The following is a 26719-nucleotide window of genomic DNA, read 5'->3' as shown; positions in this document are numbered from 1 at the left end:
CTACGACGGGATGCTCGGCCATTGGTACGCAAAAGGGACAGACGAAAAGAGCAGAATCTGTCCCTTTTTCATTAATGCATCAGCGCGTCGCAACGATAAACAACCGTGGGAACGGCAGCAGCACTGAACCATCGGCCAACGGCGGATAGGCCAGCTCGATTGCCGCCTGATACTGCTTGAGATACTGCGCCCGCTCCGCCTCATCCAGCGGATCAAGAAATGGCCGCAATCCGCTGCCCTTGAACCACTCGACCACACCAGACGCGCCGCCAGCAAGTGGATGATGGTACGTCGTGCGCCACACATCGACACGGGAACAGTGGGCTCGCAGCATCGAGTAATAACCACTGGCATCTGCCATTTCCGTCCGCTGCCCGGCGGCGTCCGCCAGTTTGCCAACCCATGGACCATCGGCTGCAACTTCGCGCATCAAGCGATGCGAAGGCTCATTGAGATTGTCCGGCATCTGGATCGCCAGGCTGCCACCGGGGGTCAGCTTGCTCGCCAGTGCCGGCAGCAACTTCGCGTGATCCGGTAGCCACTGCAACACCGCGTTGGCGAAAATCACATCGAACGGGCCGTTTTCGTTCCAGGTATCAATATCAGCCGTATCGAATTGCACCTGCGGCAAGCGCTTGCGGGCGGCGTCGATCATATCGGTCGAACTGTCCAGGCCACGCACCGTGGCATTGGCGAAGCGCTCAACCAGCAACTCGGTCGAATTACCGGGGCCGCAACCGATGTCAATTGCCGAGCGCGCGTCCACAGCAGGGATTGCGGCCAGCAAGTCACGGGCGGGACGTGTGCGTTCATCTTCAAAAGCGACGTATTGTTTGGCGGACCAACTCATTGCGTTCTCCTGTCGGTGCGTTGTTGTAGCAAGAGGCGGAAAACCGGTTCGCTACGATACCTCGACCGATGCGCTCTGCCCAATCCGACCTATGGCGAAAGCGGTCAGTTAACCCAACCTCCTCGTTGCCAATACCAGCCATTATTACGCTGCTCCCAGTGGGGATGCACATAACGATAACCCGGTCGTTCCGGCACCCAGTGGCCATGAACAGCGACATAACGCCCACCTTCCCAACGCCAGTATCCTCGGGACCAGACGTACCCCGGACGTGCCATAGGCTCTACTTCGATTACCCGTTCCGGTGGCGGCTGCGGTGCAATGACTTCAACGTACTCATGCTGAACCGGACGCCGCTCATGAACGACCCGCTCCTGCACACAGCCGGACGCTGCGAACATCACCGCCAATAACGCCATATAACGTAACCACATGCTGCCTCCTCAGGCTTGACCGCCGCATTGAGTGCATCAGCAAAAATCCCCCCCTTCCCCAGCCACGCTCCTGCCTGGCTAATTGATCTTGTAGCAGGTCGTATCTGTCTATTACCTGAACCTGGATGACTTGGCACCGACATAACAACGAGAATTTAAATGAGCGTTCTTTATCGCCAAATCTTCTGAAATCATAACTAAATCGACCGTTCGTCGAACTGACAGGCAAGCAATTTTGACAGTCTGAAAACGGCACCTATAGTCCTATCGCGGCCCGTCGGAAGGAACCCGAACCCGTTAGTTTGCACGCAAGGAGCAAGGCCAGCTCATGCCCGTGACAGGTGGGTTCCGCCCGTAGTGTATTCGCAACGGCCGTAAGGCAAGCAAGCGTTGTTGTGCCTGGAAGATGCCAGGCATTCACTATGAACAAGGAGCTTTACTATGTCTCGAGTCACGGATGTACTTGTTTCAATCGACACTGAAACCATTCTGAAAAACTACCCGAACATCAGCAAAAACCCTGCGTCGCCGACGTTGATCGACGTCAATCATGTGTACATGGTGACCAACCAGAACAATGTCGTCAGCGGCCAGGCCGGTGGCGAACTCAACCTGAAAGCCCAGGTAGGCGACTTGATTCGCTGGCGTGAAACCAGCCTGTCGCAGAACTTCGAGAATGCAGTAATTTTCTACAAGTTCATTGGCAATGTCGGCAACGAGTTGATCTCAACACCCACGCCCCGCAAGGCTACAGCGTGCGTTGCCGTTCCCAACACCAGCAACCCGTCGGTGCCGAGCTGCCAGAAAGTCGACAACCATTACTGGTCTTCGGAAACACTTTCGTGCGGTAGCGTGACCTACCACTTCCATTTCCTGATCGTTGATCGCGACTGCAAGATCGTAGGCTGCTGCTCGTGGGATCCGTTCATTACCATCCGAAACTGACGATGATCAGGCCCCTTGGCGACGAGGGGCCTGCCGAGTTCGTTGCCGCCTGGGCCGGGACGGGATGTCCTGCTTGAGCCGATGCGGCTGCCGTCTTGCATCAACATCATGAAAGGAATCCATGATGACTTCCGAACCGATTGCCTCCCCCTCGACGAGTATCGCGCCAGCCAATAATGTGCTGCTGATCGTCGATGCCGAATCACTGCTTTCACGCTATCCGCAACCCAGTCTTGATCCGCAAAACGCGACCAGAATTGAAGAAGGTTTCATCTTCGTCATCAGCGGAACCCAAACACCACAAAGTACAACAAATGACAGCCTTGCGACCTTTCTCGCCAGCAACGGAAAGGACTTCCATATCCGTGGCAGGACCGTCAGCTTGCTCGCCGAACACAGCGTGGTGTTCTACGAGATGTCAGTAGGTAATGCCGGGGTACTTTCACCGCCTGAATTGGTCGTTCACACCAACCTGACAGTCCCCGCCCCCAACCCCGAAAGCCCGACCCAACCGGGCAGCCACACGGCCGATGATCATTACTGGCATTGCACGCAATTGGCGGCTGGGGTGGCGGCGTGTGAACTGAAATTCATGCTGATCAATAAAAGTTGCGAGGCATTGGGATACTTCAGCTGGTCGGTGAGCGTTAAGTTGGTGGAGTGAATGGACTCCTGAAAAACCGGCCTCAAGGGCCGGTTTTTTTATTGAACACACAAATGTAATTAGAATTTCCAACTCGCCGTCGCTGTCTGAAAATCAGGCGCATCCCTATAAGGAACACGGCTATGAAATTCGCAAAAGTCGCTCAGAAACTTGCCCTGTGGGCGGGTAGCCCCAAGACGTTCATGGGGGCGATCATTCTGATTTTTCTGTGGGGTCTGAGTGGGCCGATTTTTCACTTCAACGACACCTGGCAGCTGATCATCAATACGTCGACCACGATCATCACCTTCCTGATGGTGTTCCTGATCCAGAACACCCAGAACCGCGACACGGACATTTTGCACTTGAAGGTCGATGAGTTGCTGCGGGTGACGAAGGAGGCGCAGAACGCGATGCTGGGGCTTGAGGCGCTGGACCTCAAGCAGTTGGAAGCGCTACGAAAGAAGTATCGGCAACTTGGCGAGGGCGAAACGATTCCCCTGGACGGTACCGTCGTCCAGGAAAAAGGCAAGCAGGATTTGGATGAATGCTGATCGGGCTCATCGCGGGTGGCTCTAGGTCACCCGCGTACTTCGTGGGTTAGCGACTGGCTTGCAGCGCCTTGGCCATTTGCAGGTGGTTCTGCAATTTGGGCAGCGTTTCTTCGGCGAAGGCTTTGATTTCAGGCACGTCGGTGGTCTGCGCTGCCTGTTGAAGCTGTTCGATGGCTTCCTGGGTGGTTTTCACCTGACTGGCCGCGTAGGCCTGGTCGAAGCTCGCGCCGTCCTGCACTTGCGGCATCAAGGCTTTGGCTTTATCGACGACCTCTTCACGCGGAGCCACCGGCAAATCCAGTTGTTTGGCGATTTTCGCCAGGTGCTGGTTGGCGGTGGTGCGGTCGTTGATGACAACGATGGTGTAATCCTTGACCTCTTTGGATTCGGTTTTCTGGTGCGCCAGGCGGCTGGCTTCGATATCGGCCATGCCTTTGGCCGACGCATCGTTGATGAATTCGGCGGGGGACTGGGCAAAGGCACTGCTGGCGCACAGGCCCAGCAACGTGGCAAAACTGGCATTGCGTAATCGGGTGGCCATCCGGCTCATGGTCGCGCCCTCCTCGTAAAAAATTCAAACGGGAGCTTACGCTCCCGCCTCTCAATCAAAACTACCTTCACCGCTACTTCGATTTCTGACCACCTTTGCGGCCCATATCGGGTTTCGAAGGGTCTTTATCGACAGTCGTGGTGGTAGTTTTCCCACCTTTGCGACCGGCTTCAGACGCCTTCGTTCGATCGTTGGCGAAGTTTCCCGAGTTCGAGTTTCTTGAATTAGGCATGATTCTCTACCTCTTGGTGATGATCGCGGCGAGCAGGAGCCCGCATAGAATCAGAATTTCGATCACCGCAAAGGTTTAGAAAAGTTGAAAACGCCACGACGAACGGTGGCAGATTTTTCAGGCCCCGAGGCGTTGGTGATGTTGGCGCTTGGCGGCGTACATGGCCTCATCGGCATGCCGGAACAATTGCTTTTCTTCAGTGCCGTCGTCGGGGTATCGCGCAACACCGATGCTCGTCTGGATGATCAGGCTGTGGCCGTCCAGACGCAGGGGGTGAGCCAAAACCTGTCGGATTTTTCCCGCCACGCTGTCGGCGTCTTCCGAGGCGTGGATACTGTGCAACAACACTACAAACTCATCACCGCCGATACGCGCCACCGTGTCGGTTTCTCGCACGCAGCCTTTGAGCCGGTTGGCGACCGCTTGCAACAGCATGTCGCCGACCGCATGACCGTGGGTGTCGTTGACTTGCTTGAAGCGGTCGAGGTCGACGTACAGCAGTGCCATTCGGCCGGAGTCCGCCCGCGCCAGCGCCAGTGAATCTTTAAGCCGGTCACGGAGTAACTCTCGGTTGGGCAGCTGAGTCAGTTGGTCGTACTGGGCCATGCGCTGCAGTCGGGCAAGCAATTGCTTGCGCTCAATCGCGGTGGCGACCTGTGCGCAAACGTATTGCAGCAGCTCCTTGTCCTGTTCGGTGTAACGCTCACCACCGGGCACGCTTTTAACGATCAGCGCACCGATGGTGCCGTTTTGTGAACTCAACGGCACACCCAGCCAGCAAGGTGAATGCTGGCCCGCGACCAGCGCCTCAAACCCCGCCAGTGGATTGTCTTGATCCGGGGTCAGCAGAATCGGCTGGCCACTGCGAATCACCTCGGCACAGAGGCGTCCGGTGATCGTTCCGGGCTGCTCGGGTTGCAGCTCCAGGTCGTCCACGTGATAAGGGAAATTCAGCTGTGCACAGTGTTCGTCATACAGCGCCACGGAGAAATTCAGCGCCGGCAGCCATTCACCGATGATCAAATGGATGCGTTTGAACAGTGCGAGCAAGTCTTCCGCCGCGTGGGCCGCTTCGGAGATCGCATACAACGCCGCTTGCCGGGATTCGGCCTGTTTGCGCTCAGTGATGTCGCGCGCCACGGCGATGCGCAGTTGGTCGACCTCCGACCAGCGTGCCGACCAGAGGATGTGCGCCACTCGGCCATCTTTGCGCAGGTAGCGGTTTTCGAAATTGAGCTTGGGGTCGCCACCCATGATCTCCCGCGCGGCATCGAGGGTGCGCTGACGATCGGCGGGATGCACCAGATCGATCATCGGCTGGCCGATCAGCTCGTCGGGGGTATAACCGAAAATACGCTCGCAAGCCGCGCTGACAAAAACGAAGCGACCTTGTTTGTCGACCGCACAGACGGCGTCCAGCAAGAGATCAATATAACTCGCCAACGGCGCGGAATTTCTGGTTGCCATAGTGCGGTGAGCGTGTCCGGCCAATGCAGCAATAAAGAACCTTCCCTGCCCCATCAGTACAGCTGACGCCTCCTTGCAATCAGCCTCACGCCTTGTTCGTCACCAGCCCCGGCAATGCATGCGCCAGGGCATTGATGGCGAATCCGATAAACATCACCCCACACAACCGGGTGATCAGCAGCTCATGGCGCTGGTACAACATGCGCACCTGCCGCGCACCGACAATGCCAATGAGGATAGCGTAGGCCATGAGGCCACCGACGAAACTCAGGACAATCAGCCACGGCAGCATCGACCAGTGCAGCAATTCGGCACGGCTGGACAGCAGCGCCGTAAAAGTCGCTACCGCCACCGGGTAAGCCTTCGGATTGGTCAGGCCAAACAGAATGCCGTGCCAGAACGGCTGCCGCGCCGGGCCTTGAGGTGCTTCGTCACTGCTGCGACGAGCGCGAACCGCGCGCAGACCGAGCCAAAACAGGTACAGCCCACTGAGTACTCCCAGCACATCGAATGCGGTACTGCCGATTTCCCGCGCACCGACAATCGCGATCAGCGCAGTGCTGCACCAGACCACATCCCCCAGCAAATGCCCGCAGAGAAACCCCGCCCCGGCCCTCCGACCACGCGCCGCACCGATGCCGAACACCGCCAACACACCCGGCCCCGGCGTGATGCCGTAGATAAAGCCAGAGGCGAGAACAGCCATTAGCAGCGATGGGGTCATTGGATGTCCTGTTGAGCCGGAGCGAATGCACGCAAGTCTATCTCAGGTTCCCGGAACCCGACTTACTGATCGTCGAAGACTTTCATTCCCGCATCGGGCTGCTACCGATGGATTAACCTCTAAGTGCTTCTGGTACGACGTATTGCTTGCCGTCATAACGGAGAGTGACTTGGGTCGTCTTCAATTTCTGGGATTCGCCATCGCACAGTTCGCCCACCTTGAAGCTTTTCGTCAGCGTCACAGTGGAGCTGACAATGAGGTCTGCGAACCCGTTTTGCATCGACTGAGCGATACCGACCGTTCGCTGCGTCCGCGTCCCCTCTCCTGCGCAATTGCCGTCCCACTCGCCATTGCTGCTGTCGACCACCAGCCCTTCCAGCACGGGACGTAGAACACTGCCATCCTTGAGATACAGTGCCAATTCTGTTTTCGTATAGGGACTGACGCTGGACTCATGGGCAAATTTCGAACGAATGCCAAACGCACGCTCGTCAGTGTTCAGCTTGTACCTTGCTGTATCAATGGCCAGCCCTTCATACGCCACAGCGTCCGAATAATAGGCGTCTTTTTTTCGGTAGTTGGCCAGGCGCTTCGAATTGGATGATTGGATCAGCGACAACTCCAGATCGACATTCCCGCCATCATTGCCTGCATCTACGAAGTCCGGGGTAAACGTAGACGTGGCAACAATAGTCAGGTCGTCATAAGCCGGCCAAACCTTGCATAGCGTGAATGAACCCTGGCCGAATGGCGCCTCATCTTCGCAACCCGCTTTGGCCTGGCCGGCAGCAATGATGAGGCCGAGTACGGCGATTGAACTCAGCAGTTTCTTGGTAGTAGTCATTGTCTTCCCTGATCGTCTCGAATCGCTCGCAGTACTTAAACGCCCTTGAAACCTTGTGGAAGGACATAGGCTTTTCCGTTGTATCGGAGTGTCGTCAGCGCGGGTTTGGCGGTGATTGATGTTGACTCACAAGCCTCCCCCTCGCCTTTGCCGATGATACTGGTGGCCACCGATTTGATGATCAGATCCGCAAATCCATGTGAACTGGTTTTGCCGATCTCAACGGTTCGAACGGTGTTATAGCGCTCACCGGCACAGTTGGTATCCCATTCGCCGCTTTCCGCCTCCGTGATGAGCCTGTCCAGGACTGGACGCAACTGATTGCCTTCTTTTACATAGAGCGACAGCCAGGTTTCAGCCATGGGATTGGCGCGAGAAGAACCGCCGAATCTGATTCGTACGCCAAAGGCTCGCAGTTCTGGAGTGAGTGTGTAGCGGGCGGTATCCAGTTGCAGGTCTTCAATGCCAAACGCGTCAGACACGAAGGCAGACGCTTGATGGAAGGATGCCTGGGGTCTCGATTCACTACCCGACACCACCGCAAGACTGAGGTCGTAGATCCCGTCACGACCCGAACTGTCGAAAGACGGGTTTGTTTCGTGCTGCGAAGTGGCAGTCAGAGTAAGGCCAGGGTAAGCGGGCCAGTCCTTGCAAACGGAAAAACCGAAATCGTCACTCAACGACGGTGACGCACATTCAGCGAACACCCGGGCCGTCATTATCAGGCTGCACGCAGCCAGACTTCCCATCAACCCAGACTTCAATGTCATGCCCTGCTCCTTGTCTACTTCAAAAAACCAGACGATTTCAGCCGCGCACTATCCCCGGCTCGGTAGGTCTGTTCAATCATTTGTTACGGTAGACGAACGGGGGGTGGCCTAACCCCCGGCCGCAGCGGATTTCGTCCAAGCCATCCTTGCCGGCGTCGATCACCTTGCTGGATAGAACGTCATCCGTGCTTGATCCCCTCCCCAATCCGCCCATTCAACCAGTTCAACGCCTGATCCCCGCCCCGCCGTTTGTGCCAAACCAACACAAACGTAAACGACGGAATGTGAAACGGCGGCGGGACCACGATCAACGACTGCTCATCGATATTGAGCAACCCTCGGAAAGCGACGGTGAGGATCAGGTCAGTACCGCTGATGAATTCCGGGGCGACGCTCCAGTGCGACAGGCTGATCGCCACGCGACGGCGTTCACGCAGGGCTGTCAGGGCTCGTTCGATTTCCGGGGTGCCGCTGCCGCGCATTTCCAGCAGGACGTGGGGTCGGGCGAGGTAGGTCGGCAGCCAACCTCGGACGCGGTTTGGGCCACCCGTTGTGGGCAACCCTCGCGTCGTTGCTGGTCGGTATTGTGGTGTTGTTGCCGGTTATGTTGGCGCTGCGTTTGCCGTTGCCGTCGCTGGCGTTCATCAGCAAGGCGCCGCTGTGGATGTGGGCTGGTGGCGCGTTTGGGGTGTGCTTTATTTCGTTGGCGTTGATGCTGTTGCCCAAACTCGGGGCCTCGGGGTTTATTGCTTTGGCGCTGGCGGGACAGGTGATTGCCTCGCTGCTGGATCACTTCGGGTGGTTTGGGTTGGTGGAGCGGGAGATGACAGTGCCTCGGGTGTCTGGGGCGGTGTTGTTAATGGCTGGAGTGGTGTTGATTCAGTTCGGAGGCACATTGGAAAAAGCGATAACAGCAACGTCTTGATCGTTCCCACGCTCTGCGTGGGAATGTAGCCCGTGACGCTCCGCGTCACTGGACGCAGAGCGTCCCTTGAAGCATTCCCACGCAGAGTGGTGTGCACCCCAAAAGTTGGACACGACCGATGGGGTGTTTCATGGGAAAGTACACGGTTAAAGCGAAGCTATCAGCGGTACAGGATTATTGCGCCGGCAAGGCGGGGCTTAGAGATGTAGCACACCGTCACGAGGTGGATTTTTCGTCGTTACGCCAGTGGGTTGCAGCGTACCAAGTGCACGGCACAGCCGCTCTGGAAGTAAAAAAAGTGCGCCACTACAGCGCTGAATTCAGGATGTCCGTCTTGAAGCGTATGCGCGAAGAGCAGCTTTCTTACCGCCAAGTAGCCGCATTATTTGATATCCGGAAATTCAACATCGTCGGCGATTGGCAGCGCCGCTATGATGAGGGCGGTGAAAACTCCCTGCTCAGCCAACCCAGACGAACTGGATCTACAAAGAAAATGCCCAAACCGCCCGAACCTGCTCAGCCTCTGTTACCTGACGAGTCTCGTTCCCGGGATGAGTTGATCGCAGAACTTAATCAACTTCGGCTGGAAAATGATTATCTAAAAAAGCTCGATGCCTTGGTTCAGAAGAAACGAGCAGCGCAACAGAAAAAGCGCAACTCGTAATTGAATTGAGGCAGCGGCATTCTCTCGACGGCTTGTTGAAGGTCGCTGGATTGGCGCGCAGCACGTTCTACTATCAGCAGAAAGTGCTCCAGGCGGCTGATAAGTATGCGGATCTGAAAGCCAAGATATGCGAGGTCTTCAACGAAGAAGAAGGCAAGTTTGGCTATCGCCGCATGACGCTGGCAGTGCGCAAGGCCGGTTTCTTGATCAACTACAAGACAGTGCAACGCCTTATGGCTGAGCTTGGCCTCAGATGCCGTGTACGTGTGAAGAAGTATCGTGCCTACAAAGGTGAAGTGGGTCGAGCCGCCCCCAACCTTCTGAACCGCGATTTCCACGCATCACAACCCAATCAGAAGTGGGTAACCGACGTCACGGAATTTAAGGTGGGAGGCCAGAAGCTGTATTTATCGCCAATACTGGACCTCTATAACGCCGAGATCATTTCCTACGATATCGCCAGATGGCCGCTGTTCAGCATGGTCGGGACAATGCTTAGCAAAGCTTTTGCGCGACTAAAAACAGGCGAAAAACCCATCCTGCATTCAGACCAAGGTTGGCAGTACAGGATGCCTATTTATGACCAACGCCTTAAAGAGCACTCGGTCACCGCGAGCATGTCGCGCAAAGGAAACTGTTACGACAATGCGGCCATGGAAAGCTTCTTTGGCACGCTTAAATCCGAATTTTTTTACCTGAAGAAATTCAGTAATCTGGACGAGCTTCAGGCCGGTCTAGTGGACTACATCCACTATTACAATCACCGGCGCATCAAGCTGAGGCTGAACGGAATGAGCCCTGTGGAATACAGGACTCAATCCGTTCAGGCCTAGAACCACAATCGTCCAACTTTTGGGGTGCAGACCAGAGCGTGGGAACGATCATCTTCTTGCGATCGCAGCCTTCGCCAGCTCCTGCAGTGATGCGTGGTCGATGCAGGAACCGGCGTAGCCTGCGAAACTTTTAAAACTTGTCGAGCGTACGCAGCTTCTGCGGCAACCCCCACAGCAGCAGCGCCACGGCGATCAGCGCACAGACGCCGATGACATACAGTGCCGGCGTGGTGCTGCCGGTCAGGTCTTTGATCCGCCCCACCATCACCGGGCTGACGATGCCGCCGAACTGGCCGAGGGTGTTGATGACTGCAATCCCGCCAGCAGCCCCTGCGCCCGCACCGGCCAGCAGTTTGGGCGGCAGGGTCCAGAAACTCGGGATAGACGCGATGATTCCGGCACCGAGCAAGCCCAGCGCGACAATCAGGAAGGTCGTGTGGTTAGCGAAGATTCCCGCACAGAAGAACCCCACCGCGCCCACCGCAACCAGACCTGCGACAAACTTGCGTCGCTCGCCGGTCGAGTCAGACAACCGCCCGATCACCACCATGCTGATGGCGCCGCAGATGTAAGGGATGGCGGTCAGCAAACCGATCATCACCGGGCTCTCGGTGCCGGCACTGCGAATCAGTTGCGGGGCCCAGAAGTTCAAGCCGTAGGACGCCACCTGAATCAGGAAGTAGATCAGCCCGAGTGTCAGGAAACCCGGAATCCGCAGTGCGGCGAGCAACGAGCCGCCGCTCTTGTGCGGTTCATGGTGCGCAATACGGCTGGCCAGCAGCGTTTTCTCTGAGGGCGTCAGCCAATGGGCGTCTTCGATGCGGTCCTTGAGCAATGTCAGCACCAGCAAGCCGAGGCCGATGCAAGGCACGCCGCCCAGCAGAAACAGCCAGTGCCAGCCGCGCATATCGAGGAAGCCGTCGAGGTGTTGAAGCACCAGCCCGGAGAACGGTGCACCCACCAGACCGGCAAACGCCGACGCCAGAAACAACATCGACGTGATGCGCCCACGATAATGCTGCGGGAACCACAGCGTCAGGTAATACAGGACTCCCGGCGCAAAACCGGCTTCCATCGCACCAATCACAAAGCGCAGCACGTAGAACTGCCATTCGCTATTGACGAAGACCATGGCCGCAGTAGCGAGCCCCCAGGACATCATGATCCGGGCGATCCAGCGCCGGGCGCCGACCTTGTACAGCATCATGTTGCTCGGCACTTCGAAGATCACGTAACCGACCACGAACAACCCCGCGCCGAGGCCGTAAGCGGTGTCGCTCAGGCTCAGGTCGGTCTGCAGCTGGAACTTGGCGAAGCTGATGTTGATGCGATCGAAAAACGCGAACAGGTAGCAGACCATGATCAACGGCATCAGGCGCCAGGCGACTTTGCTGACCAGGGCTTTTTCTTCGTCGTGGCTAACGGACGGGCTCGCGCCCGCCTCCAGTACATTAAGGCTCATGTTGGTTCTCCAGGTGGACTGCCCGTGGGTGTCCGATTGTTTTTGTTGTCTGGTTGAAAGGTCTGTAGGGAGCTTTATTGTGGGAGCGGGCTTGCTCGCGAAGGCGGATTGTCAGTCGACATCTTTGTTAAATGTCAGACCGCATTCGCGAGCAAGCCCGCTCCCACACGGATTAGGGGTTGTCAGGACGGGGACGGATGCAGATCGCAATTGCGTCCGGCCTTGGCCAGTTGACCGGGGACTTCATGGCCCAGCAGCGCGGGCAGTCCTCGTGACAATTGCAGCAACAGCGGCAGATCGATGCCGGTGTGAATGCCGATCTCATCGCACAGGTTGACCAAATCCTCGGTGCAAATATTGCCCGAGGCACCCGGAGCGAACGGGCAACCGCCGAGCCCGCCCAGTGCCGCGTCAAAACGTCGGGCACCGGCCTCATAGGCAGCCAGTACGTTGCACAAACCGAGCCCGCGAGTGTTGTGGAAATGCAGGGTCAGATCAGCCGGCGAAACCCGCTGCAAGACCCGCCGCACCAGACGATCGACCTGCCGCGGATTGGCCATGCCGGTGGTGTCGGCCAGGGTAATGCCCTGAATCCCGAGCTCCTGATACGCCTCGACGATTTGCAGCACGCGATCCTCATCGATCTTGCCTTCAAACGGGCAGCCGAAGGTGGTGGCGATGCTGGCGTTGAGTCGCACCGTCGTCCCGCGAACGTATTGCACGATCTCGCCGAACGCGGCCAATGAGGCTTCGCAACGCATGCGCATGTTCGCCAGGTTGTGGGTCTGGCTGGCGGACATCACCAGATTCAACTCGTCGGCCCTGGTCGCCAGCGCCCGTTGCGCGCCTTTGAGGTTGGGGATCAACGCGACGTAAATCACCCCCGGTTGCCGGGTGATGCCCTTAAACACCAGCTCACCATCGCGCAGCGCCGGAATCGCCTTGGGCGAAACGAACGAACCTGCTTCGATGCGGCTGAAACCAGCCAGCGACAGCTGATCGATCAAGGCAATCTTGTCGACGGTTTCGACCCAGGTCGGCTCGATCTGCAAGCCGTCGCGGGGGGAGACTTCCTGAACAATCAGGGTCTCGGAAAAATCAGTGATCATTGCACCACCCCTTCCGCTTTCAGCCGTTCGATGTCCGAATCCGTAAGGCCCAGCCCCGCGAGGATGCCGTCGGTGTGCTGGCCTAACGCAGGTCCGGACCAGTTCACGCCACCGGGCGTCTCGGACATTTTCGGCACGATGCCGGGCATCTTCACCGTGGCACCGCCGGGCAAGTCGGCGTTGAGCAGCATGTCCCGTGCCTGATAGTGCGGATCGGCGACGATGTCGGCGACTGAATAGATGCGCCCGGCCGGGACTTCGGCCGCTTCCAGTGCCGACAACACTTCGTCGATCGGCAGGCTGCTGGTCCAGTGAGTGATCGCCGCGTCGAGTACGTTGCTCTTGGCGGCACGCCCGTCGTTATGGGCGAACTCCGGCGCGTCGGCCAGATCTCGGCGACCGACGACGTCCATCAAGCGCTTGTAGATCGGGTCGCTGTTGCCGGCGATCACCACGTAGGCGCCATCGGCCGTCAGATAGGTGTTGGAGGGCGCGATGCCCGGCAAGGCTCCGCCGCTGCGCTCCCGAACATGGCCGAGCATGTCGTATTCCGGCACCAGGCTTTCCATGACGTTGAACACACTTTCAGCCAGCGACACATCGACGACTTGCCCACCGCCCTGCCCGGTCTTGACCCGCAGCAGCGACATCAAGGCACCGATCACCGCGTGCAACGAAGCCAGGGAATCGCCGAGGCTTACGCCCACCCGCGCCGGCGGTGAACCGGGGGTGCCGGTGGTGTAGCGAATCCCGCCCATGGCCTCGCCGATGGCGCCGAACCCTGGACGATCACGGTAAGGGCCGGTCTGGCCATAACCGGATATACGCACCAGCGTCAGGTCAGGGTTGAGGGCGTGCAACACGTCCCAGCCCAGACCGAGTTTCTCCAGGGCGCCGGGACGCAGGTTTTCGATCAGCACGTCGGCGCTGGTCGCCAGTTGCTTGACCAGTTCGATGCCTTCGGGGGATTTCAGATTCAGCGCCAGGGACTTCTTGTTGCGCGATTGCAGGTACCACCACAGCGACGTGCCTTCGTGCAGCTTGCGCCATTTGCGCAGCGGGTCGCCCTGACCCATGGCTTCGATCTTGATCACGTCGGCGCCGAACTCGGCGAGCATGCGAGCGGCAAACGGCGCGGCGATCAGCGTGCCGATCTCGATCACTTTGATTGCACTCAAGGGGGCAGTCATCGCGGGGTACCTCATGTTGTTCTTGGAATATGAGCCAAGGCTAGAGGACCCCGGGGGCTGGAATCCAACCTTCAGTTGGCAACGAGCGTTCGCGAAACGCGAACGCCCGGAAGATTACCGCGACCTTGAGGCCGCCATCGCGAGCAGGCTCGCTCCCACAGTTGATCTGCGGCGCACATAAATCCCCTGTGGGAGCGAGCCTGCTCGCGATGGGGCCAGTCCATCCAATCGAGAATGATCAGACATGCCCACGCAAATGCTCGAACAACATCCGGCTCACCGGCGACAGCGCCGCTTCATCACGCACCACCAGAACCAACGCGCGATCCGACCAGTCATCCGTCAACGGCACCGCGTGCAAGCCCAACGCCCGGCCAAACAGCTCATAGGCTTTTTGCGGCAGGATGCCGATGCCCATGTTGGCCTGGACCATCCGGCACATGGCGTCGAAACCCGGTACATGAATCCGCAACCGCAGCACTTTGCCCGCCTCGCGCGCGGCTGCGTGGGTACGCATATTGATTGAACTGGCGGAATGCAAACCGACGTAATCGCTGCCCAGCGTATCGGCGAAGGCCAGGCTGGAACGCCTCGCCAACGGATGATCGGGCAGCATCAACACCATCAGTTTGTCCTGTCGATAAAGCACGCTGTGCAGACCTTTGACGTCGCTGTCACTGGAGCAGATCCCAAGGTCCGCCACGCCATCCAGCACCCCCTGAATCACCCCGCTGCTGGGGCGTTCTTCGAGGTCGGTCTTGACTTGAGGATGACGCGCGGAGAAGTCCCGCAGGTCTTCGGGCAGGAACTGAATGATCGCCGACAGGTTGGCGAGCATCCGCACATAGCCGCGAATACCGTGGCTGTGTTCGCCCAGTTCGAGCCCCATTTTCTCCACGTTGAACAGCATCTGCCGAGCATGGTGCAACAAGGTTTCACCGGCCGGCGTCAGGGTCATGCCCTTGGCCTGACGCACGAACAGGCTGATGCCCAGCGCTTCTTCCAACTCCATCAGCCGCTTGCTGGCCGCCGACACCGCGATGGCTTCACGCGCGGCGGCACGGGTCAGCGTGCCCTCCTCATGAACGGCGACAAACAGCTGGAGAGTGATCAGGTCGAGGCGGCGGATCAGGCTTTTTTGCAGCATGGAGGGCTCGATGACTTCTGTTCGACAGAGTCGGCAGGATAGCCCGGTTTCTACGCGACTCGGCAAAGCAAATTGCCCACAACATCACGAGGCATCGTCCTACACATAAATGTCTTGTAACACTCAGCCCTACCGGAAACAGCCGATTCAAAGCCTTCGCCGCGCTCTGTAAAGTCTGGAAACACACACGAACTGCAACAAACTCATGGATCGTTTCACTCAAGGAAAGTCGTTTTCACATGGACCAGACAGCACACGCAGCAAACCGCTACACCAACTACCGCAAAGTCATCGCGTTGGCCGATCACGATTGGGAGAGCGCTGAAGCCGGGAAAATTTCGGGGCTTAACGTCGAAATCAAAAGTGCCAACCGGATGCTCGATCAGCACGGGCGCGCGTTTCATCATTTCTGCACGACGTCGTACCTGGGCCTGGATCACCATCCCGACATTCTCGACGGCGCCATGAATACCCTGTGGGAAACCGGCACCCTGCGCGTCGCCAACTCAAAGAACCGCTGCAAGCTGGCGATTCTGGAACAGTACGAAACCGAACTGTCCGAGTTGTTCGGCGCCAGTTGCCTGAGCACCTTGTCGTGCAGTGCGGCGAGTGCCGGAATCCTGCCTTTGCTGGCCAGCGGCGTGTTCACGGAAAACCGCCCTCCCGTGATGGTCTTTGACCGGTTGGCGCACTACTCGATGAATCACCTCAAAGCCGCCTGCGCGGATGAAACCACGGTCGTGACCAGTCCTCATAACGACATGGATTTTCTCGAGAAGCAGTGTCAGCAACACCGCACCGTCGCGTATATCGCAGACAGCGCCTACAGCATGGGCGGGGTCGCGGACATGGACAGTCTTTTGTATCTCAAGGACCGCTATGGGTTGTTTCTCTACCTGGACGATTCCCACGCACTGTCCGCCGTCGGAACATCGGGCGCAGGCCTCGTACGCCCCAGGTTTCACGCCCTGGAGAATGACTGCCTGATTGTCGCCTCGCTGGCCAACTCGTTTGGCGCCGGCGGTGGTCTGGTCATGTTGGGCAATGAACGGCAGAAGAGGCTCATTGCCCGTTACGGCGGTCCCAGCAATTGGTCGCAAAGCCTGGACAGTGCAGCCATTGGCGCGGGCAGAGCGTCCATCCTGCTACATCGCACGCTGGAATTTGCCGCGTTGCAGGAAAAACTTCAGGTTAATATCCGGCTGTTCGACAGCCTCATACGCACCGATCAACACAACAGCAACATGGCGATTCGACTGGTCAACTGCGGCGAAGCAACGCTCGCCAACAGCATCGCCATGGAACTGGCCAATCACGGCTTCTTCACCTCGGCGGTTTTTTTCCCAGTGGTCGCACAAGGCAAGGCAGCCATCAGAATCACCCTGCGCGCCGACATGGAGCCGATGCTGATCCGCCACTTTTGTGAACTCATCACCGAACTTTTACGCACTCGAGGCCGGGAAATCGGCTGTTGAACTGAAACCCTGGAAGCCTCGCAGGCTTCCAGGGGGGCCGCAAGACTTCCTAAAACGCGCTGCGGAAAATTTCCTCGATCTGACGCTGATCCGCCACGCGAGGATTGGTCAGGCCACACGCATCTTTCAAGGCATTGCTGGCGAGCATCGGGATGTCGTTGAGCTTGGCGCCGAGCTCACGCAAACCGGCGGGGATTTCCACGTCTTTGGACAGGCTGCAGATCGCCACGATGGCCGCTTGGGCGCCCGCTTCCGGGGTGAAACCGCGAACATCGACGCCCATCGCAAGGGCGACATCGGTAAGGCGATCGGCGCAAACCAGCGCGTTAAAGCTTTGTACGTGGGGCAGCAAGACCGCGTTGCACACACCATGAGGCAAGTCGTAGAACCCGCCCAACTGGTGGGCCATGGCGTGGACAAAACCCAGGGATGCGTTATTGAACGCCATGCCAGCGAGGAACTGCGCGTAGGCCATGTTTTCCCGCGCGGCCATGTCACTGCCGTCGCGGACGGCCAGGCGCAGGTTGTTGCTGATCAACGTGATCGCCTTCAGTGCGCAGGCATCGGTGATCGGATTGGCCGCCGTGGAAACGTAGGCTTCGATGGCGTGGGTCAGTGCGTCCATGCCAGTGGCAGCCGTCAGGCCCTTGGGCATGGCGACCATCAGCGCCGGGTCGTTGACCGACAGCAGCGGCGTGACGTTGCGATCGACAATGGCCATTTTCACGTGACGGGACTCGTCGGTGATGATGCAGAAACGGGTCATCTCGCTGGCGGTGCCGGCGGTGGTATTGATGGCGATCAGCGGCAGTTGCGGCTGGGTGGATTGATCGACGCCTTCGTAATCGCCAATCTGCCCGCCGTTGGTTGCGCACAACGCGATGCCTTTGGCGCAGTCATGGGGCGAACCGCCGCCCAGGGACACCACGAAATCACAGCGGGTTTCCTTCAGCAGACCCAGACCGATCTCGACGTTGGCGATGCTCGGGTTAGGCTTGGCACCGTCGAAAATCACCGAATCGATGTCCTGCATCGCCAACTTCTCGGCAATCATCTTCGCTACGCCCGCCTTGGCCAGCCCGACGTCGGTGACGATCAGCGCCTTGCGAAAACCGTACTTGCGAATGGCGTCCATGGCTTCGTCGAGGCAACCGATGCCCATGATGTTCACGGCGGGGATGAAAAACGTGCTGCTCATGAGCGAGTCTCCTGGCTGAGGCCGAATCGGTAGCGCCGATCCAGCGGGGACCCACAGGATCGACCTATCGGTCATTAAGTAACTTGATCTGGCTCAAGTCTTGGTCGTGATAAAGTCGCCGCCCACCAGACCTTCTGCTTTGAGACTTTGAACGCAATGACCGATTTCCAGGATGTTGATGCCCAACTTGAAGACTGGAACGCCTTGCGCGCCACCGCCTCGTTCAGCGGCCTGCTGGTGGGCAACGGCGCCAGTCGCGCCGTGTGGGACGATTTCGGCTACGACTCGCTGTTCGAAAATGCCCGTACCGTCGAAGAAAAACCCCTGAGCCAGTCCGAGCTGAGCGTGTTCGACGCCATGCAGACGCGCAGCTTCGAGCAGGTGCTCAGCGCGCTGAAAACCACCAGCCGGGTCAACAAGGCCCTGGCCGTGAGTTCCGCCGCGCCGCGCAATCGTTACTACGCGATCAAGGAAGCGCTGATCAACACCGTGCACGCGGTGCACATCCCGTGGCGGCTGGTGGTGCCTTCGTCGCTGGCGACGATCAATCAGGAACTGGGCCGCTACCGGACCGTGTTCACCACCAACTACGATCTGCTCAACTACTGGGCGACCCAGCACCAGCCTGATGCGATCAGCGACCTGTTTCAGGGTGCAGAATCAAGCTTCGATCTAAGCGCCACGGCGACCGATAAAACCCGGCTGCTTTACCTGCATGGCGGGTTGCATCTGGTGCGAAATCAGGACGGCACGGCGCGCAAACTGATGTCGACCGAGGGCACGTTACTCGGCAGTTTCGCGATCAACAACACGATCAAGACCCTCGATGACGTGCCGCTGTTCGTCAATGAAGGTCCGGCGCAGGACAAGCTCAAGACTATTCGCAGCTCGGACTATCTATCGTTCTGCTACGACCAGTTACTTGGCCATGGCGACGGGTTGTGCCTGTTTGGCCATGCCCTGGGTGAGCAGGACAGCCACATCATTCACGCCTTGCGTCAGGCGAAACCGCAAAGGGTGGCGATCTCGATTTATCCGCGCAGCAAGGCGTTCATTCAGCACCAGAAGCGGCATTACGCGAAGGTGTTTGAAGGAACCGGGAGTGAGTTGCGGTTTTTTGATTCGAAGACGCATGCGTTGGGCAGCCCGAAGCTCACAGTTCCAGTCGAGGTTTAGCGGCGACGCGGCTGACGCCTTCGCGAGCAAGCCCGCTCCCACATTTGTCCGCGTCTGTCCGGACAACTCGGTCTAATGTGGGAGCGGGCTTGCTCGCGAAGGCCTCAGACCAATCGACTCATTCCTCGGCGCTATGCACCACCACCAGCAACTGCGCCTGAACCTCGCCCACTGACCGTATCCGGTGCGGTTTCTGCGCATTGAAATGCAGCGCGTCCCCACGATTGAGCAGCACCCGCTCGTTCATGAAGTCCACTTCCACCTGCCCCTCATGCACGAACAGAAACTCCTCGCCCAAATGTTCCTTGAAGGTCTTGTCGGCAAACTCGGTCGGCGGGTAAATCATGAACGGCAGCAGACTGCGCTCGCTGACCTGATGGGCCAGCACCGCGTAACCCGGGCTTTCATCGTTGGCTGCCAGGGATTGGCGCTCATCGCTGCGCACCAGGCTGTAACTGTCGAGGCTGACGTTGTCTTCGCAGAACAACTCCTCGACCTTCACGTTCAATGCCTTGGCCAGTTTCAGGGCGGCAGCGATCGACGGAGTGTTCAACCCGCGTTCGACTTTCGACAGATAGCTCTTGGTCATGCCGGATTTTTCGGCCAAGGCCTCCAGCGTCACGCCGAGTTTTTTTCTCAGTAATTTCAAACGGATAGACATGTAGAGCAATTAATCCATCAAGGGAGCAACGATTCTTTCTTGCTAATGACACAAAGTGTCATATAGCATCGCTTGTGTCATTTGCATTCACCCATGACCTTGCGAGCAACGAGTGAACGGCAAACCCGACGTCCATTGAACCACCCAAAGGACACCGATATGGCCAAGACCTTAGCACTACCCAAAGAGCAACTGGTCAAGCAAGCGCTGACCCAGATGCAAAACACCCTGGCGGATAATACGTGGACCGACCGGCAAAAGCTGGCCCTGACTTGCCGGATTCTGTTCGAGAACGGCCACGACTCTGGTCTGGCCGGGCAGATTACCGCCCGCGGCCCGCAACCGGGCACCTACTACACTCAACAACTGGGCATGGGTTTCGACGAAATCACCGCCAGCAATTTGCTGCTGGTCAACGAAGACCTGGACGTGCTTGAAGGCCACGGCATGCCCAACCCGGCCAACCGTTTTCACAGCTGGGTGTACCGCGCGCGGCCAGATGTGAACTGCATCATTCACACTCATCCGACCCACGTTGCCGCGCTGTCGATGCTCGAAGTACCGCTGCAGATTTCCCACATGGACCTCTGCCCGCTCTACGACGATTGCGCGTTTCTCGAAGGCTGGCCAGGCGTGCCGGTGGGCAACGAGGAAGGTGAACTGATTGCCGCCGCCCTGGGCGACAAACGAGCGATTCTGCTTTCGCACCACGGCCAATTGTCCACCGGCGCGACCATCGAAGAAGCCTGTGTCATTGCGCAACTGATTGAACGCGCCGCCAAGCTGCAACTGCTGGCCATGAGCGCCGGGACCATCAAGCCGATCCTGCCAGCGCTGGGCCGCGAAGCCCATGACTGGATCGCCAGGCCGAAACGTCACGCCGCCGCTTTCAACTACTACGCTCGGCAGAACCTGCATCAACACGCTGATTGCCTGAACTGAAACCACTCATTTTCAAGAGGAGAGTCGCCATGTCGACCCCAAACATTCACGGCATCATCGGCTACACCATCACTCCGTTCACCGCCAACGGTGAGGGCGTTGATCTCGAGGCGCTCGGGCGTTCCATCGATCGCCTGATCGACGACGGCGTCCACGCCATCGCACCGCTGGGCAGCACCGGCGAAGGCGCTTACCTGAGCGACGCGGAATGGGATCAGGTCAGCGAATTCAGCATCAAACACGTGGCCAAACGGGTGCCGACCATTGTCAGTGTCTCCGACCTGACCACGGCCAAAGCGGTACGCCGCGCACGTTTCGCCGAAGCCCACGGCGCCGATGTGGTGATGGTGCTGCCGACGTCCTATTGGAAACTCAGCGAAGCGGAAATCCTCGCCCACTACCGCGCCATCGGCGAGAACATCGGCGTACCGATCATGCTCTACAACAACCCGGCCACCAGCGGCACCGACATGTCGGTGGACCTGATCCTGCGGATCTTCAATGCCGTGGACAACGTGACGATGGTCAAGGAAAGCACCGGCGACATCCAGCGCATGCACCAGCTGCAACGGCTCGGCGAAGGTCAGGTGCCGTTCTACAACGGCTGTAATCCATTGGCGCTGGAAGCCTTTGCGGCAGGCGCGAAAGGCTGGTGCACAGCGGCACCGAACCTGATCCCGCAGCTCAATCTTGATTTGTATGAAGCGGTATTGGCCAACGATCTGGGCAAGGCGCGCGAACTGTTTTATCACCAGTTGCCCCTGTTGGATTTCATTCTGAAAGGTGGCTTGCCGGCGACGATCAAGGCCGGTTTGCGCGCCACCGGGCTGGAAGCGGGCGACCCGCGGTTGCCGGTGTTTCCACTCGGCGAGGCGGGTTGCAGTCAACTACAGGAACTGTTGAAAGCATTGCGCTGATCTCAAAACACACACAAAACCAATGTGGGAGCGGGCTTGCTCGCGAAGGCGTGGTGTCAGTCACCTTCAATGTTGCCTGACACACCGCCTTCGCGAGCAAGCCCGCTCCCACATTAGATCGTCGGTGGATTCAGAGCACTGGCAGGGTCTTGTCCTTGATCACCGTGGTCGGTCCGTTGGCTTTGACGCTGGCGATGCCTTTCTCCAGCGCGGCAACGGAGGTGTAAGCCTCGCTGCTACCGATGATCTCGTGGTTAGCAGCCTTGAGGTTGAAGTAAGGATGGCCATCCTTGGTGGTTTTCTTCTCGTAGCGTTCATCCTTCGGGCTGTTGCTCTGAACCGACACGATGCCTTTGTCAGCGGCAGCGCGGGTGGTGTACAGCTCGCTGGTCAGAATGGTTTCCGCGTTAGCGGCCTTCAGTACAAATTTGAACTGACCATTGCTGCTTTTGCTCACTTCATACCATCCAGACATGCTCTTTCTCCTTGGCAATTGAGAGGTTTTGCGCTTCAGAGTAAAGACCAGGCGAGGATTTTTGTCGCCTGTACCGGCCCCTTCGCGAGCAAGCCCGCTCCCACAATGGATCGATGTACACAATTCCCCTGTGGGAGCGAGCCTGCTCGCGATGAGGCCGGTAAGGTCAGCACAAAATCACCTACTTCACCACCGCCCGCACCACCGATAACTCCGGCGCCTGCACCCGTCGCTGACTCAGATAACGGGTACAACTGACCCGCAAAAACGAGGCGAAATTCACCACCTCGCCGCGGTAGTCCATCACCTCTTCATACAGCTTGGCGATCAACTGGTTGGTGGTCATGCCGTCGACCTCGGCGATTTCGCTGAGGATGTCCCAGAACTGATTCTCCAGCCGCAGGGTGGTGACCACCCCGCAGATGCGCAGCGAGCGGGAGCGCGACTCGTAGAGAATCGGATCGGCTTTGACGTAGAGCTCGCACATGGAAAGGTCCCTCGTTACAGCGTGATTTTGGTGCCCAGCAACCCGAGGAAACCGGCGAGCCAGCTCGGGTGCGCCGGCCAGGCCGGAGCAGTGGCCAGATTGCCCTGAACATGACCTTCCGTCACCGGGATATCGATGAACGTACCGCCCGCCAGGCGCACTTCCGGAGCACAGGCCGGGTAGGCGCTGCACTCACGACCTTCAAGAATCCCCGCGGCCGCGAGCAATTGAGCACCGTGACACACGGCGGCGATCGGTTTGCCGGCCTTGTCGAACGCGCGCACCAGTTCCAGGACTTTTTCGTTCAGGCGCAGGTACTCCGGCGCACGACCACCCGGCACCAGCAGGGCGTCATAGTCCTCGGACTTGACCTTGGCGAAGTCGAAGTTCAGGGCAAACAGGTGACCGGGTTTTTCGCTGTAGGTCTGGTCGCCTTCGAAGTCATGGATCGCCGTGCGTACGGTCTGACCGGCGGTTTTGTCCGGGCAAACGGCGTGCACCGTGTGGCCGACCATCAGCAGCGCCTGAAACGGCACCATCACTTCGTAGTCTTCGACGTAATCGCCGACCAGCATCAGAATTTTTTTAGCGGCCATGGGGAGGACTCCTCTGGGAAATACGTAGGAGTATTCAAGGTAGTCCTTATCCGCAGGGTCGGGTAATAACCAGCTACTACCTGATGGACCGCGTCATCGTTCATCGCGGGCAAGCCCTGCTCCTACATGTCCAGTGTCGTTCTCACCTGTAGGAGCAAGGCTTGCCCGCGATGGCGTCCGCAAACTGTACGGATAACTCTGCGCCTAGCTGTAACAGCAGCAAACGCCGGGTTTATGGCTAGATAAAGATCTTCCCGCCACCCTCAATTCTGGTTGCCATCATGTCCTCGCGCGAAAACACCGGCATGGCCCTCGGCCTGCTCGGCGTTGTGATCTTCAGCCTCACCCTGCCCTTCACACGGATCGTCGTGCAGGAACTCCATCCGCTGCTCAACGGCCTGGGCCGTGCGCTGTTCGCGGCGGTTCCGGCGGCGTTGCTGTTGCTCTGGCGTCGGGAAAAATGGCCGACCTGGAAACAGGTCAAAGGCCTGACCCTGGTGATTGCCGGGGTGATCCTCGGCTTCCCTGTATTGTCGGCCTGGGCCATGCAAACCTTGCCGGCGTCTCACGGTGCGCTGGTCAACGGCTTACAGCCGTTGTGCGTGGCGCTGTACGCCGCGTGGTTGTCCCACGAACGACCGTCGAAAGCCTTCTGGGCCTGCGCTGCGCTGGGCAGCGCGCTGGTGCTGGGTTATGCGCTGATCAGCGGGGCCGGCAGCATTCAGGCCGGTGATTTGCTGATGCTCGGCGCGATTGCCGTTGGCGGCCTGGGTTATGCAGAGGGCGGCCGATTGGCCAAGGAGATGGGCGGTTGGCAGGTGATCTGCTGGGCACTGGTGCTGTCGACGCCGTTGCTGATCGGGCCGGTGGTGTACCTGGCGCTGCAACATCAGGGCGAGATTTCGGCCAAGACCTGGTGGGCCTTCGGTTACGTCTCGCTGTTCTCGCAGTTCATCGGTTTCTTCGCCTGGTACGCCGGGTTGGCGATGGGGGGGATTGCCCGGGTCAGTCAAATCCAGCTGTTGCAGATCTTCTTCACCATCGCTTTTTCGGCGCTGTTCTTCGGCGAACACATCGAGCCGATCACCTGGCTGTTTGCCGCCGGGGTGATCGTGACGGTGATGTTGGGACGCAAGACCGCGGTCAAGCCCCCTGTGGGAGCGGGCTTGCTCGCGAAGGCGGACTAACAGCCAACGCAGATGTTGAATGTTACGGCCCCTTCGCGAGCAAGTCGGATCGCCGCACCGCCGCTCCCACAGGGATCAGAGGTAGCCATCAGCCCGCAGCAGGGTTTCCAGGCAATGTTCGCTGATGTGGTAGAAATCCTTCAATTCCTGAATCTTCACCAACAGCTGGGCCGGATCAACCGGCTCGGCACGTTTGACCGCCAGGATCATCTTGTTCTTGTTGGTGTGGTCCAGTGAGATGAACTCGAACACCTTGGTCTCGTAACCGCAGGCTTCCAGGAACAACGCGCGCAAACTGTCGGTGACCATTTCCGCTTGCTGGCCCAAATGCAGACCGTATTGCAGCATCGGCTTGAGCAGCGCCGGGCTCTGGATCTGCAGGCGGATCTGCTTGTGGCAGCACGGCGAGCACATGATGATCGAGGCGCCGGAACGGATGCCGGTGTGGATCGCGTAGTCGGTGGCGATGTCGCAGGCATGCAGCGCGATCATCACGTCCAGCTCGCTCGGCGCCACGCTACGCACATCGCCGCATTTGAACACCAGCCCTGGATGCTCGAGCTTTGCGGCCGCGGCGTTGCACAAATCCACCATCTCTTCGCGCAACTCGACGCCGGTCACCACGCCTTCGGCCTTCAAGGTGTTGCGCAGATAGTCATGGATCGCGAACGTCAGGTAACCCTTGCCCGAGCCGAAATCCGCCACCTGAACCGGCTTGTCCAGCGCCAGCGGTGAGGTGGTCAGCGCATGGCTGAAGACTTCGATGAACTTGTTGATCTGCTTCCACTTGCGCGACATCGCCGGGATCAGCTCGTGCTTGCTGTTCGTCACACCAAGGTCGGCGAGGAACGGCCGGCTCAGGTCGAGAAAGCGGTTCTTCTCGCGGTTATGCTCAGCGGACGGCACTTCACGCAATTGCTGAGGTTTGCTCTTGAACAGCGAAGACTTGCCCTTTTTGCTGTATTCCAGCTGAGCTTCATCCGTCAACGACAGCAAATGCGCATTTTTGAACGATGCCGGCAAGAGTGCGGCGATGGTCGCTACGCCCTCCGTAATCGGCAAATTCTTGGTGATGTCGCGGGTTTTGTAGCGGTAGACGAAGGACAGGCAAGGCAGATCCTTGACCGTCAGCTGCTTGATGATCAGCCGCTGCAAGTCCACTTCAGTGCCGACGTACTTGGCCAGCACCAGTTTGATGAAGGCGTTGTCGTCGAGGCTGGATTGCAGCAGGTCGATGAACTGGGCGTGGTGATCCGGCGCGAGGCTGGCGGGAGTGGCGGTGACAGACATGGGAAAAACGGCCTCGGGCGGTGCGGATCGGGGAATGGCGGGTATTTTAGGGGGGATGGGGGTTTGGGACACGCAGTTATTTACCGAACGGTGCGAATCGCGAGGCAAGTCGAGTCCCCTGTGGCGAGGGGACTTGTCCCCGTTCGGCTGCGAAGCAGTCGTAAAACCTGAGAACTCGGTCTAACCGATGAATCGAATGGGGCCGCTTCGCGACCCAACGGGGACAAGTCCCCTCGCCACAAAAGCCCTCTCACCACAGAAGGTGTGTCAGATCCGGAGTGTGAAATCAGCCCAACACCACCAACCGATTCGGCAACTCATTCCTCACATGCGTCACCGGCACATGCACCTTGAGCAACTCGCCACACGCCTCGACGCAGGTGACAAATCCCTGCAACGTCTGCCCCTGCTTCACCTGCTGAGTGAACGCCGCAACAATTCCCTCCCAGTTCTTGTTGTCCAGCCGTTTGGAAATCCCTTCATCCACCAGAATTTCCACATAGCGTTCAGCCTCGCAGACAAAAATCAGCATCCCGGTGCCGCCCACTGTGTGGTGCAGGTTCTGCTCCAGAAACTGCCGGCGCGCCAGGTTCGAGGCGCGCCAGTGACGCACCGAGCGCGGGACCAGGTGAGTGGTGACTTTTGGAATCCTGAACACCAGGCACAGCACGATGAAACTGATCCATTGCACCAGCAGCAAACTGTGCAGGGTCAGCCAGCCCGTGAGGTAATGCACGATACCCGGCACGACCAGCGCCAGCAGGCTGGCCCAGAGCAGCGGGATGTATGCATAGTCGTCGGCGCGGGCCGCGAGCACGGTCACCAGTTCGGCGTCGGTGTCGCGCTCGACCCGGGCAATCGCCTCGGCAACTTTGCGTTGTTCGTGTTCAGTCAGTAATGCCATGTTTAAGAATGCCCACTCGCTATTGTTGTGTGATCACCAGCCGCCCGAGGAACCGCCTCCCCCGAAAC

The 26719-nt window shown here is 58.5% G+C and carries 28 protein-coding genes and 2 pseudogenes; 10 read left to right on the top strand and 20 right to left on the bottom strand.

Annotation, left to right across the window (positions count from 1 at the left end; all coding sequences use genetic code 11):
* Positions 1 to 79 precede the first annotated feature (79 nt).
* Positions 80 to 850 (bottom strand): trans-aconitate 2-methyltransferase, encoded by a 771-nt coding sequence (tam, locus tag KGB03_RS05890; protein ID WP_223526560.1) that lies wholly within the window; start codon positions 848 to 850, stop codon positions 80 to 82.
* A 104-nt stretch (positions 851 to 954) separates the two neighbouring features.
* Positions 955 to 1284: a YXWGXW repeat-containing protein gene (locus KGB03_RS05885; RefSeq protein WP_111450872.1), complete on the bottom strand. Its 330-nt coding sequence runs from the start codon at positions 1282 to 1284 to the stop codon at positions 955 to 957.
* 441 nt (positions 1285 to 1725) lie between these two features.
* Between KGB03_RS05885 and KGB03_RS05880 the strand changes: the two genes are divergently transcribed.
* The 3 genes from KGB03_RS05880 (at position 1726) to KGB03_RS05870 (ending at position 3426) form a co-directional block, all read left to right on the top strand.
* Positions 1726 to 2229, top strand: coding sequence for an inclusion body family protein (locus KGB03_RS05880; RefSeq protein ID WP_218536380.1), 504 nt, complete (start codon positions 1726 to 1728; stop codon positions 2227 to 2229).
* A gap of 124 nt (positions 2230 to 2353) precedes the next feature.
* Entirely contained in the window at positions 2354 to 2893 is a 540-nt protein-coding gene (locus tag KGB03_RS05875) for an AidA/PixA family protein (RefSeq protein ID WP_223526586.1), read from the top strand.
* Positions 2894 to 3015: 122 nt separating this feature from the next.
* Positions 3016 to 3426 carry a low affinity iron permease family protein gene (locus KGB03_RS05870; RefSeq protein ID WP_218536379.1) on the top strand — a complete coding sequence of 137 codons (411 nt, stop codon included), beginning with the start codon at positions 3016 to 3018 and terminating at the stop codon, positions 3424 to 3426.
* Positions 3427 to 3472: 46 nt separating this feature from the next.
* Here KGB03_RS05870 and KGB03_RS05865 read toward each other — a convergent pair whose 3' ends face one another.
* From KGB03_RS05865 to KGB03_RS05835, 7 genes and pseudogenes are all read right to left on the bottom strand, one after another.
* Entirely contained in the window at positions 3473 to 3976 is a 504-nt protein-coding gene (locus tag KGB03_RS05865; RefSeq protein WP_008152987.1) for a DUF4142 domain-containing protein, read from the bottom strand.
* 73 nt (positions 3977 to 4049) lie between these two features.
* Complete coding sequence (locus KGB03_RS05860; protein WP_008152986.1) at positions 4050 to 4208, bottom strand: KGG domain-containing protein; 159 nt, start codon at positions 4206 to 4208, stop codon at positions 4050 to 4052.
* A 117-nt stretch (positions 4209 to 4325) separates the two neighbouring features.
* Positions 4326 to 5675 carry a sensor domain-containing diguanylate cyclase gene (locus KGB03_RS05855; protein WP_192406580.1) on the bottom strand — a complete coding sequence of 450 codons (1350 nt, stop codon included), beginning with the start codon at positions 5673 to 5675 and terminating at the stop codon, positions 4326 to 4328.
* 85 nt (positions 5676 to 5760) lie between these two features.
* Positions 5761 to 6399, bottom strand: coding sequence for a LysE family translocator (locus KGB03_RS05850; RefSeq protein WP_111450884.1), 639 nt, complete (start codon positions 6397 to 6399; stop codon positions 5761 to 5763).
* A gap of 112 nt (positions 6400 to 6511) precedes the next feature.
* A complete protein-coding gene (locus tag KGB03_RS05845) occupies positions 6512 to 7243 on the bottom strand; it encodes a hypothetical protein (RefSeq protein ID WP_223526559.1) in 732 nt (243 codons plus the stop codon).
* Positions 7244 to 7278: 35 nt separating this feature from the next.
* Positions 7279 to 8013, bottom strand: a complete 735-nt coding sequence (locus tag KGB03_RS05840) for a hypothetical protein (RefSeq protein ID WP_218536375.1) — start codon at positions 8011 to 8013, stop codon at positions 7279 to 7281.
* 179 nt (positions 8014 to 8192) lie between these two features.
* A pseudogene (locus KGB03_RS05835) lies at positions 8193 to 8534 on the bottom strand (LysR family transcriptional regulator); the annotation flags it as partial.
* On the opposite strand from KGB03_RS05835, the pseudogene KGB03_RS05830 reads away from it, so the two are divergent.
* Positions 8534 to 8938, top strand: a pseudogene (locus tag KGB03_RS05830) (DMT family transporter); the annotation flags it as partial. The pseudogenes KGB03_RS05835 and KGB03_RS05830 sit on opposite strands and share 1 nt — an antisense overlap.
* A gap of 130 nt (positions 8939 to 9068) precedes the next feature.
* Positions 9069 to 10435, top strand: a protein-coding gene (locus KGB03_RS05825; protein WP_223526558.1) for an IS3 family transposase whose coding sequence is annotated in 2 segments (ribosomal slippage) — positions 9069 to 9537 and positions 9537 to 10435 — 1368 coding nt in all. Because the reading frame shifts where the segments join, the coding sequence is not laid out codon by codon here.
* A gap of 130 nt (positions 10436 to 10565) precedes the next feature.
* Here the strand turns inward: KGB03_RS05825 and KGB03_RS05820 are convergent.
* The 4 genes from KGB03_RS05820 to KGB03_RS05805 all read right to left on the bottom strand — a co-directional run bounded on the left by KGB03_RS05820 (position 10566) and on the right by KGB03_RS05805 (position 15343).
* Positions 10566 to 11897, bottom strand: coding sequence for an MFS transporter (locus KGB03_RS05820; RefSeq protein ID WP_218536374.1), 1332 nt, complete (start codon positions 11895 to 11897; stop codon positions 10566 to 10568).
* 182 nt (positions 11898 to 12079) lie between these two features.
* A complete protein-coding gene (locus tag KGB03_RS05815) occupies positions 12080 to 13006 on the bottom strand; it encodes a hydroxymethylglutaryl-CoA lyase (protein ID WP_056739399.1) in 927 nt (308 codons plus the stop codon).
* Positions 13003 to 14196, bottom strand: coding sequence for a CaiB/BaiF CoA transferase family protein (locus tag KGB03_RS05810; RefSeq protein WP_223526557.1), 1194 nt, complete (start codon positions 14194 to 14196; stop codon positions 13003 to 13005). Before KGB03_RS05810 ends, KGB03_RS05815 begins: the two co-directional genes overlap by 4 nt.
* A 238-nt stretch (positions 14197 to 14434) precedes the next feature.
* A complete protein-coding gene (locus KGB03_RS05805; RefSeq protein ID WP_223526556.1) occupies positions 14435 to 15343 on the bottom strand; it encodes a LysR family transcriptional regulator in 909 nt (302 codons plus the stop codon).
* A 239-nt stretch (positions 15344 to 15582) separates the two neighbouring features.
* Between KGB03_RS05805 and KGB03_RS05800 the strand changes: the two genes are divergently transcribed.
* Positions 15583 to 16818 (top strand): aminotransferase class I/II-fold pyridoxal phosphate-dependent enzyme, encoded by a 1236-nt coding sequence (locus KGB03_RS05800; RefSeq protein ID WP_218536371.1) that lies wholly within the window; start codon positions 15583 to 15585, stop codon positions 16816 to 16818.
* A gap of 49 nt (positions 16819 to 16867) precedes the next feature.
* Here KGB03_RS05800 and yiaY read toward each other — a convergent pair whose 3' ends face one another.
* Positions 16868 to 18016 (bottom strand): L-threonine dehydrogenase, encoded by a 1149-nt coding sequence (yiaY, locus tag KGB03_RS05795; RefSeq protein WP_192406565.1) that lies wholly within the window; start codon positions 18014 to 18016, stop codon positions 16868 to 16870.
* Positions 18017 to 18172: 156 nt separating this feature from the next.
* Between yiaY and KGB03_RS05790 the strand changes: the two genes are divergently transcribed.
* Positions 18173 to 19192, top strand: coding sequence for a DUF4917 family protein (locus KGB03_RS05790; protein WP_074874229.1), 1020 nt, complete (start codon positions 18173 to 18175; stop codon positions 19190 to 19192).
* A gap of 118 nt (positions 19193 to 19310) precedes the next feature.
* On the opposite strand, the gene KGB03_RS05785 is transcribed toward KGB03_RS05790, so the two are convergent.
* Entirely contained in the window at positions 19311 to 19853 is a 543-nt protein-coding gene (locus tag KGB03_RS05785; protein WP_218536370.1) for a helix-turn-helix domain-containing protein, read from the bottom strand.
* Between the two features lie 159 nt (positions 19854 to 20012).
* Here KGB03_RS05785 and KGB03_RS05780 point away from each other — a divergent pair, with 159 nt between their 5' ends.
* Both KGB03_RS05780 and KGB03_RS05775 read left to right on the top strand, forming a co-directional pair.
* The gene (locus KGB03_RS05780; RefSeq protein WP_223526555.1) at positions 20013 to 20795 is read left to right on the top strand and encodes an aldolase; all 783 of its coding nucleotides are present in this window, start codon (positions 20013 to 20015) and stop codon (positions 20793 to 20795) included.
* Positions 20796 to 20824: 29 nt separating this feature from the next.
* Positions 20825 to 21712 carry a dihydrodipicolinate synthase family protein gene (locus KGB03_RS05775; protein WP_223526554.1) on the top strand — a complete coding sequence of 296 codons (888 nt, stop codon included), beginning with the start codon at positions 20825 to 20827 and terminating at the stop codon, positions 21710 to 21712.
* Positions 21713 to 21842: 130 nt separating this feature from the next.
* Here the strand turns inward: KGB03_RS05775 and KGB03_RS05770 are convergent, their stop codons facing one another.
* The 3 genes from KGB03_RS05770 to KGB03_RS05760 all read right to left on the bottom strand — a co-directional run bounded on the left by KGB03_RS05770 (position 21843) and on the right by KGB03_RS05760 (position 23270).
* Positions 21843 to 22187 (bottom strand): YegP family protein, encoded by a 345-nt coding sequence (locus KGB03_RS05770; protein WP_218536367.1) that lies wholly within the window; start codon positions 22185 to 22187, stop codon positions 21843 to 21845.
* A 181-nt stretch (positions 22188 to 22368) separates the two neighbouring features.
* Entirely contained in the window at positions 22369 to 22674 is a 306-nt protein-coding gene (locus KGB03_RS05765) for a ribbon-helix-helix domain-containing protein (protein WP_008025707.1), read from the bottom strand.
* A gap of 14 nt (positions 22675 to 22688) precedes the next feature.
* On the bottom strand, positions 22689 to 23270 hold the full coding sequence (locus KGB03_RS05760; protein WP_008152949.1) for a DJ-1/PfpI family protein: 582 nt from the start codon (positions 23268 to 23270) through the stop codon (positions 22689 to 22691).
* Positions 23271 to 23551: 281 nt separating this feature from the next.
* On the opposite strand from KGB03_RS05760, the gene KGB03_RS05755 reads away from it, so the two are divergent.
* The gene (locus tag KGB03_RS05755) at positions 23552 to 24457 is read left to right on the top strand and encodes a DMT family transporter (RefSeq protein WP_111451038.1); all 906 of its coding nucleotides are present in this window, start codon (positions 23552 to 23554) and stop codon (positions 24455 to 24457) included.
* A 75-nt stretch (positions 24458 to 24532) separates the two neighbouring features.
* Here the strand turns inward: KGB03_RS05755 and KGB03_RS05750 are convergent, their stop codons facing one another.
* Both KGB03_RS05750 and KGB03_RS05745 read right to left on the bottom strand, forming a co-directional pair.
* Positions 24533 to 25747 (bottom strand): class I SAM-dependent methyltransferase, encoded by a 1215-nt coding sequence (locus tag KGB03_RS05750; RefSeq protein ID WP_223526553.1) that lies wholly within the window; start codon positions 25745 to 25747, stop codon positions 24533 to 24535.
* A 286-nt stretch (positions 25748 to 26033) separates the two neighbouring features.
* On the bottom strand, positions 26034 to 26651 hold the full coding sequence (locus KGB03_RS05745; RefSeq protein ID WP_223526552.1) for a TPM domain-containing protein: 618 nt from the start codon (positions 26649 to 26651) through the stop codon (positions 26034 to 26036).
* Positions 26652 to 26719: the final 68 nt, after the last annotated feature.

Source organism: Pseudomonas sp. BF-B-26 (assembly GCF_019956495.1).
In the GTDB taxonomy this organism is placed as follows: Bacteria; Pseudomonadota; Gammaproteobacteria; order Pseudomonadales; family Pseudomonadaceae; genus Aquipseudomonas.
This window is presented reverse-complemented; position numbering and strand designations above follow the sequence as displayed.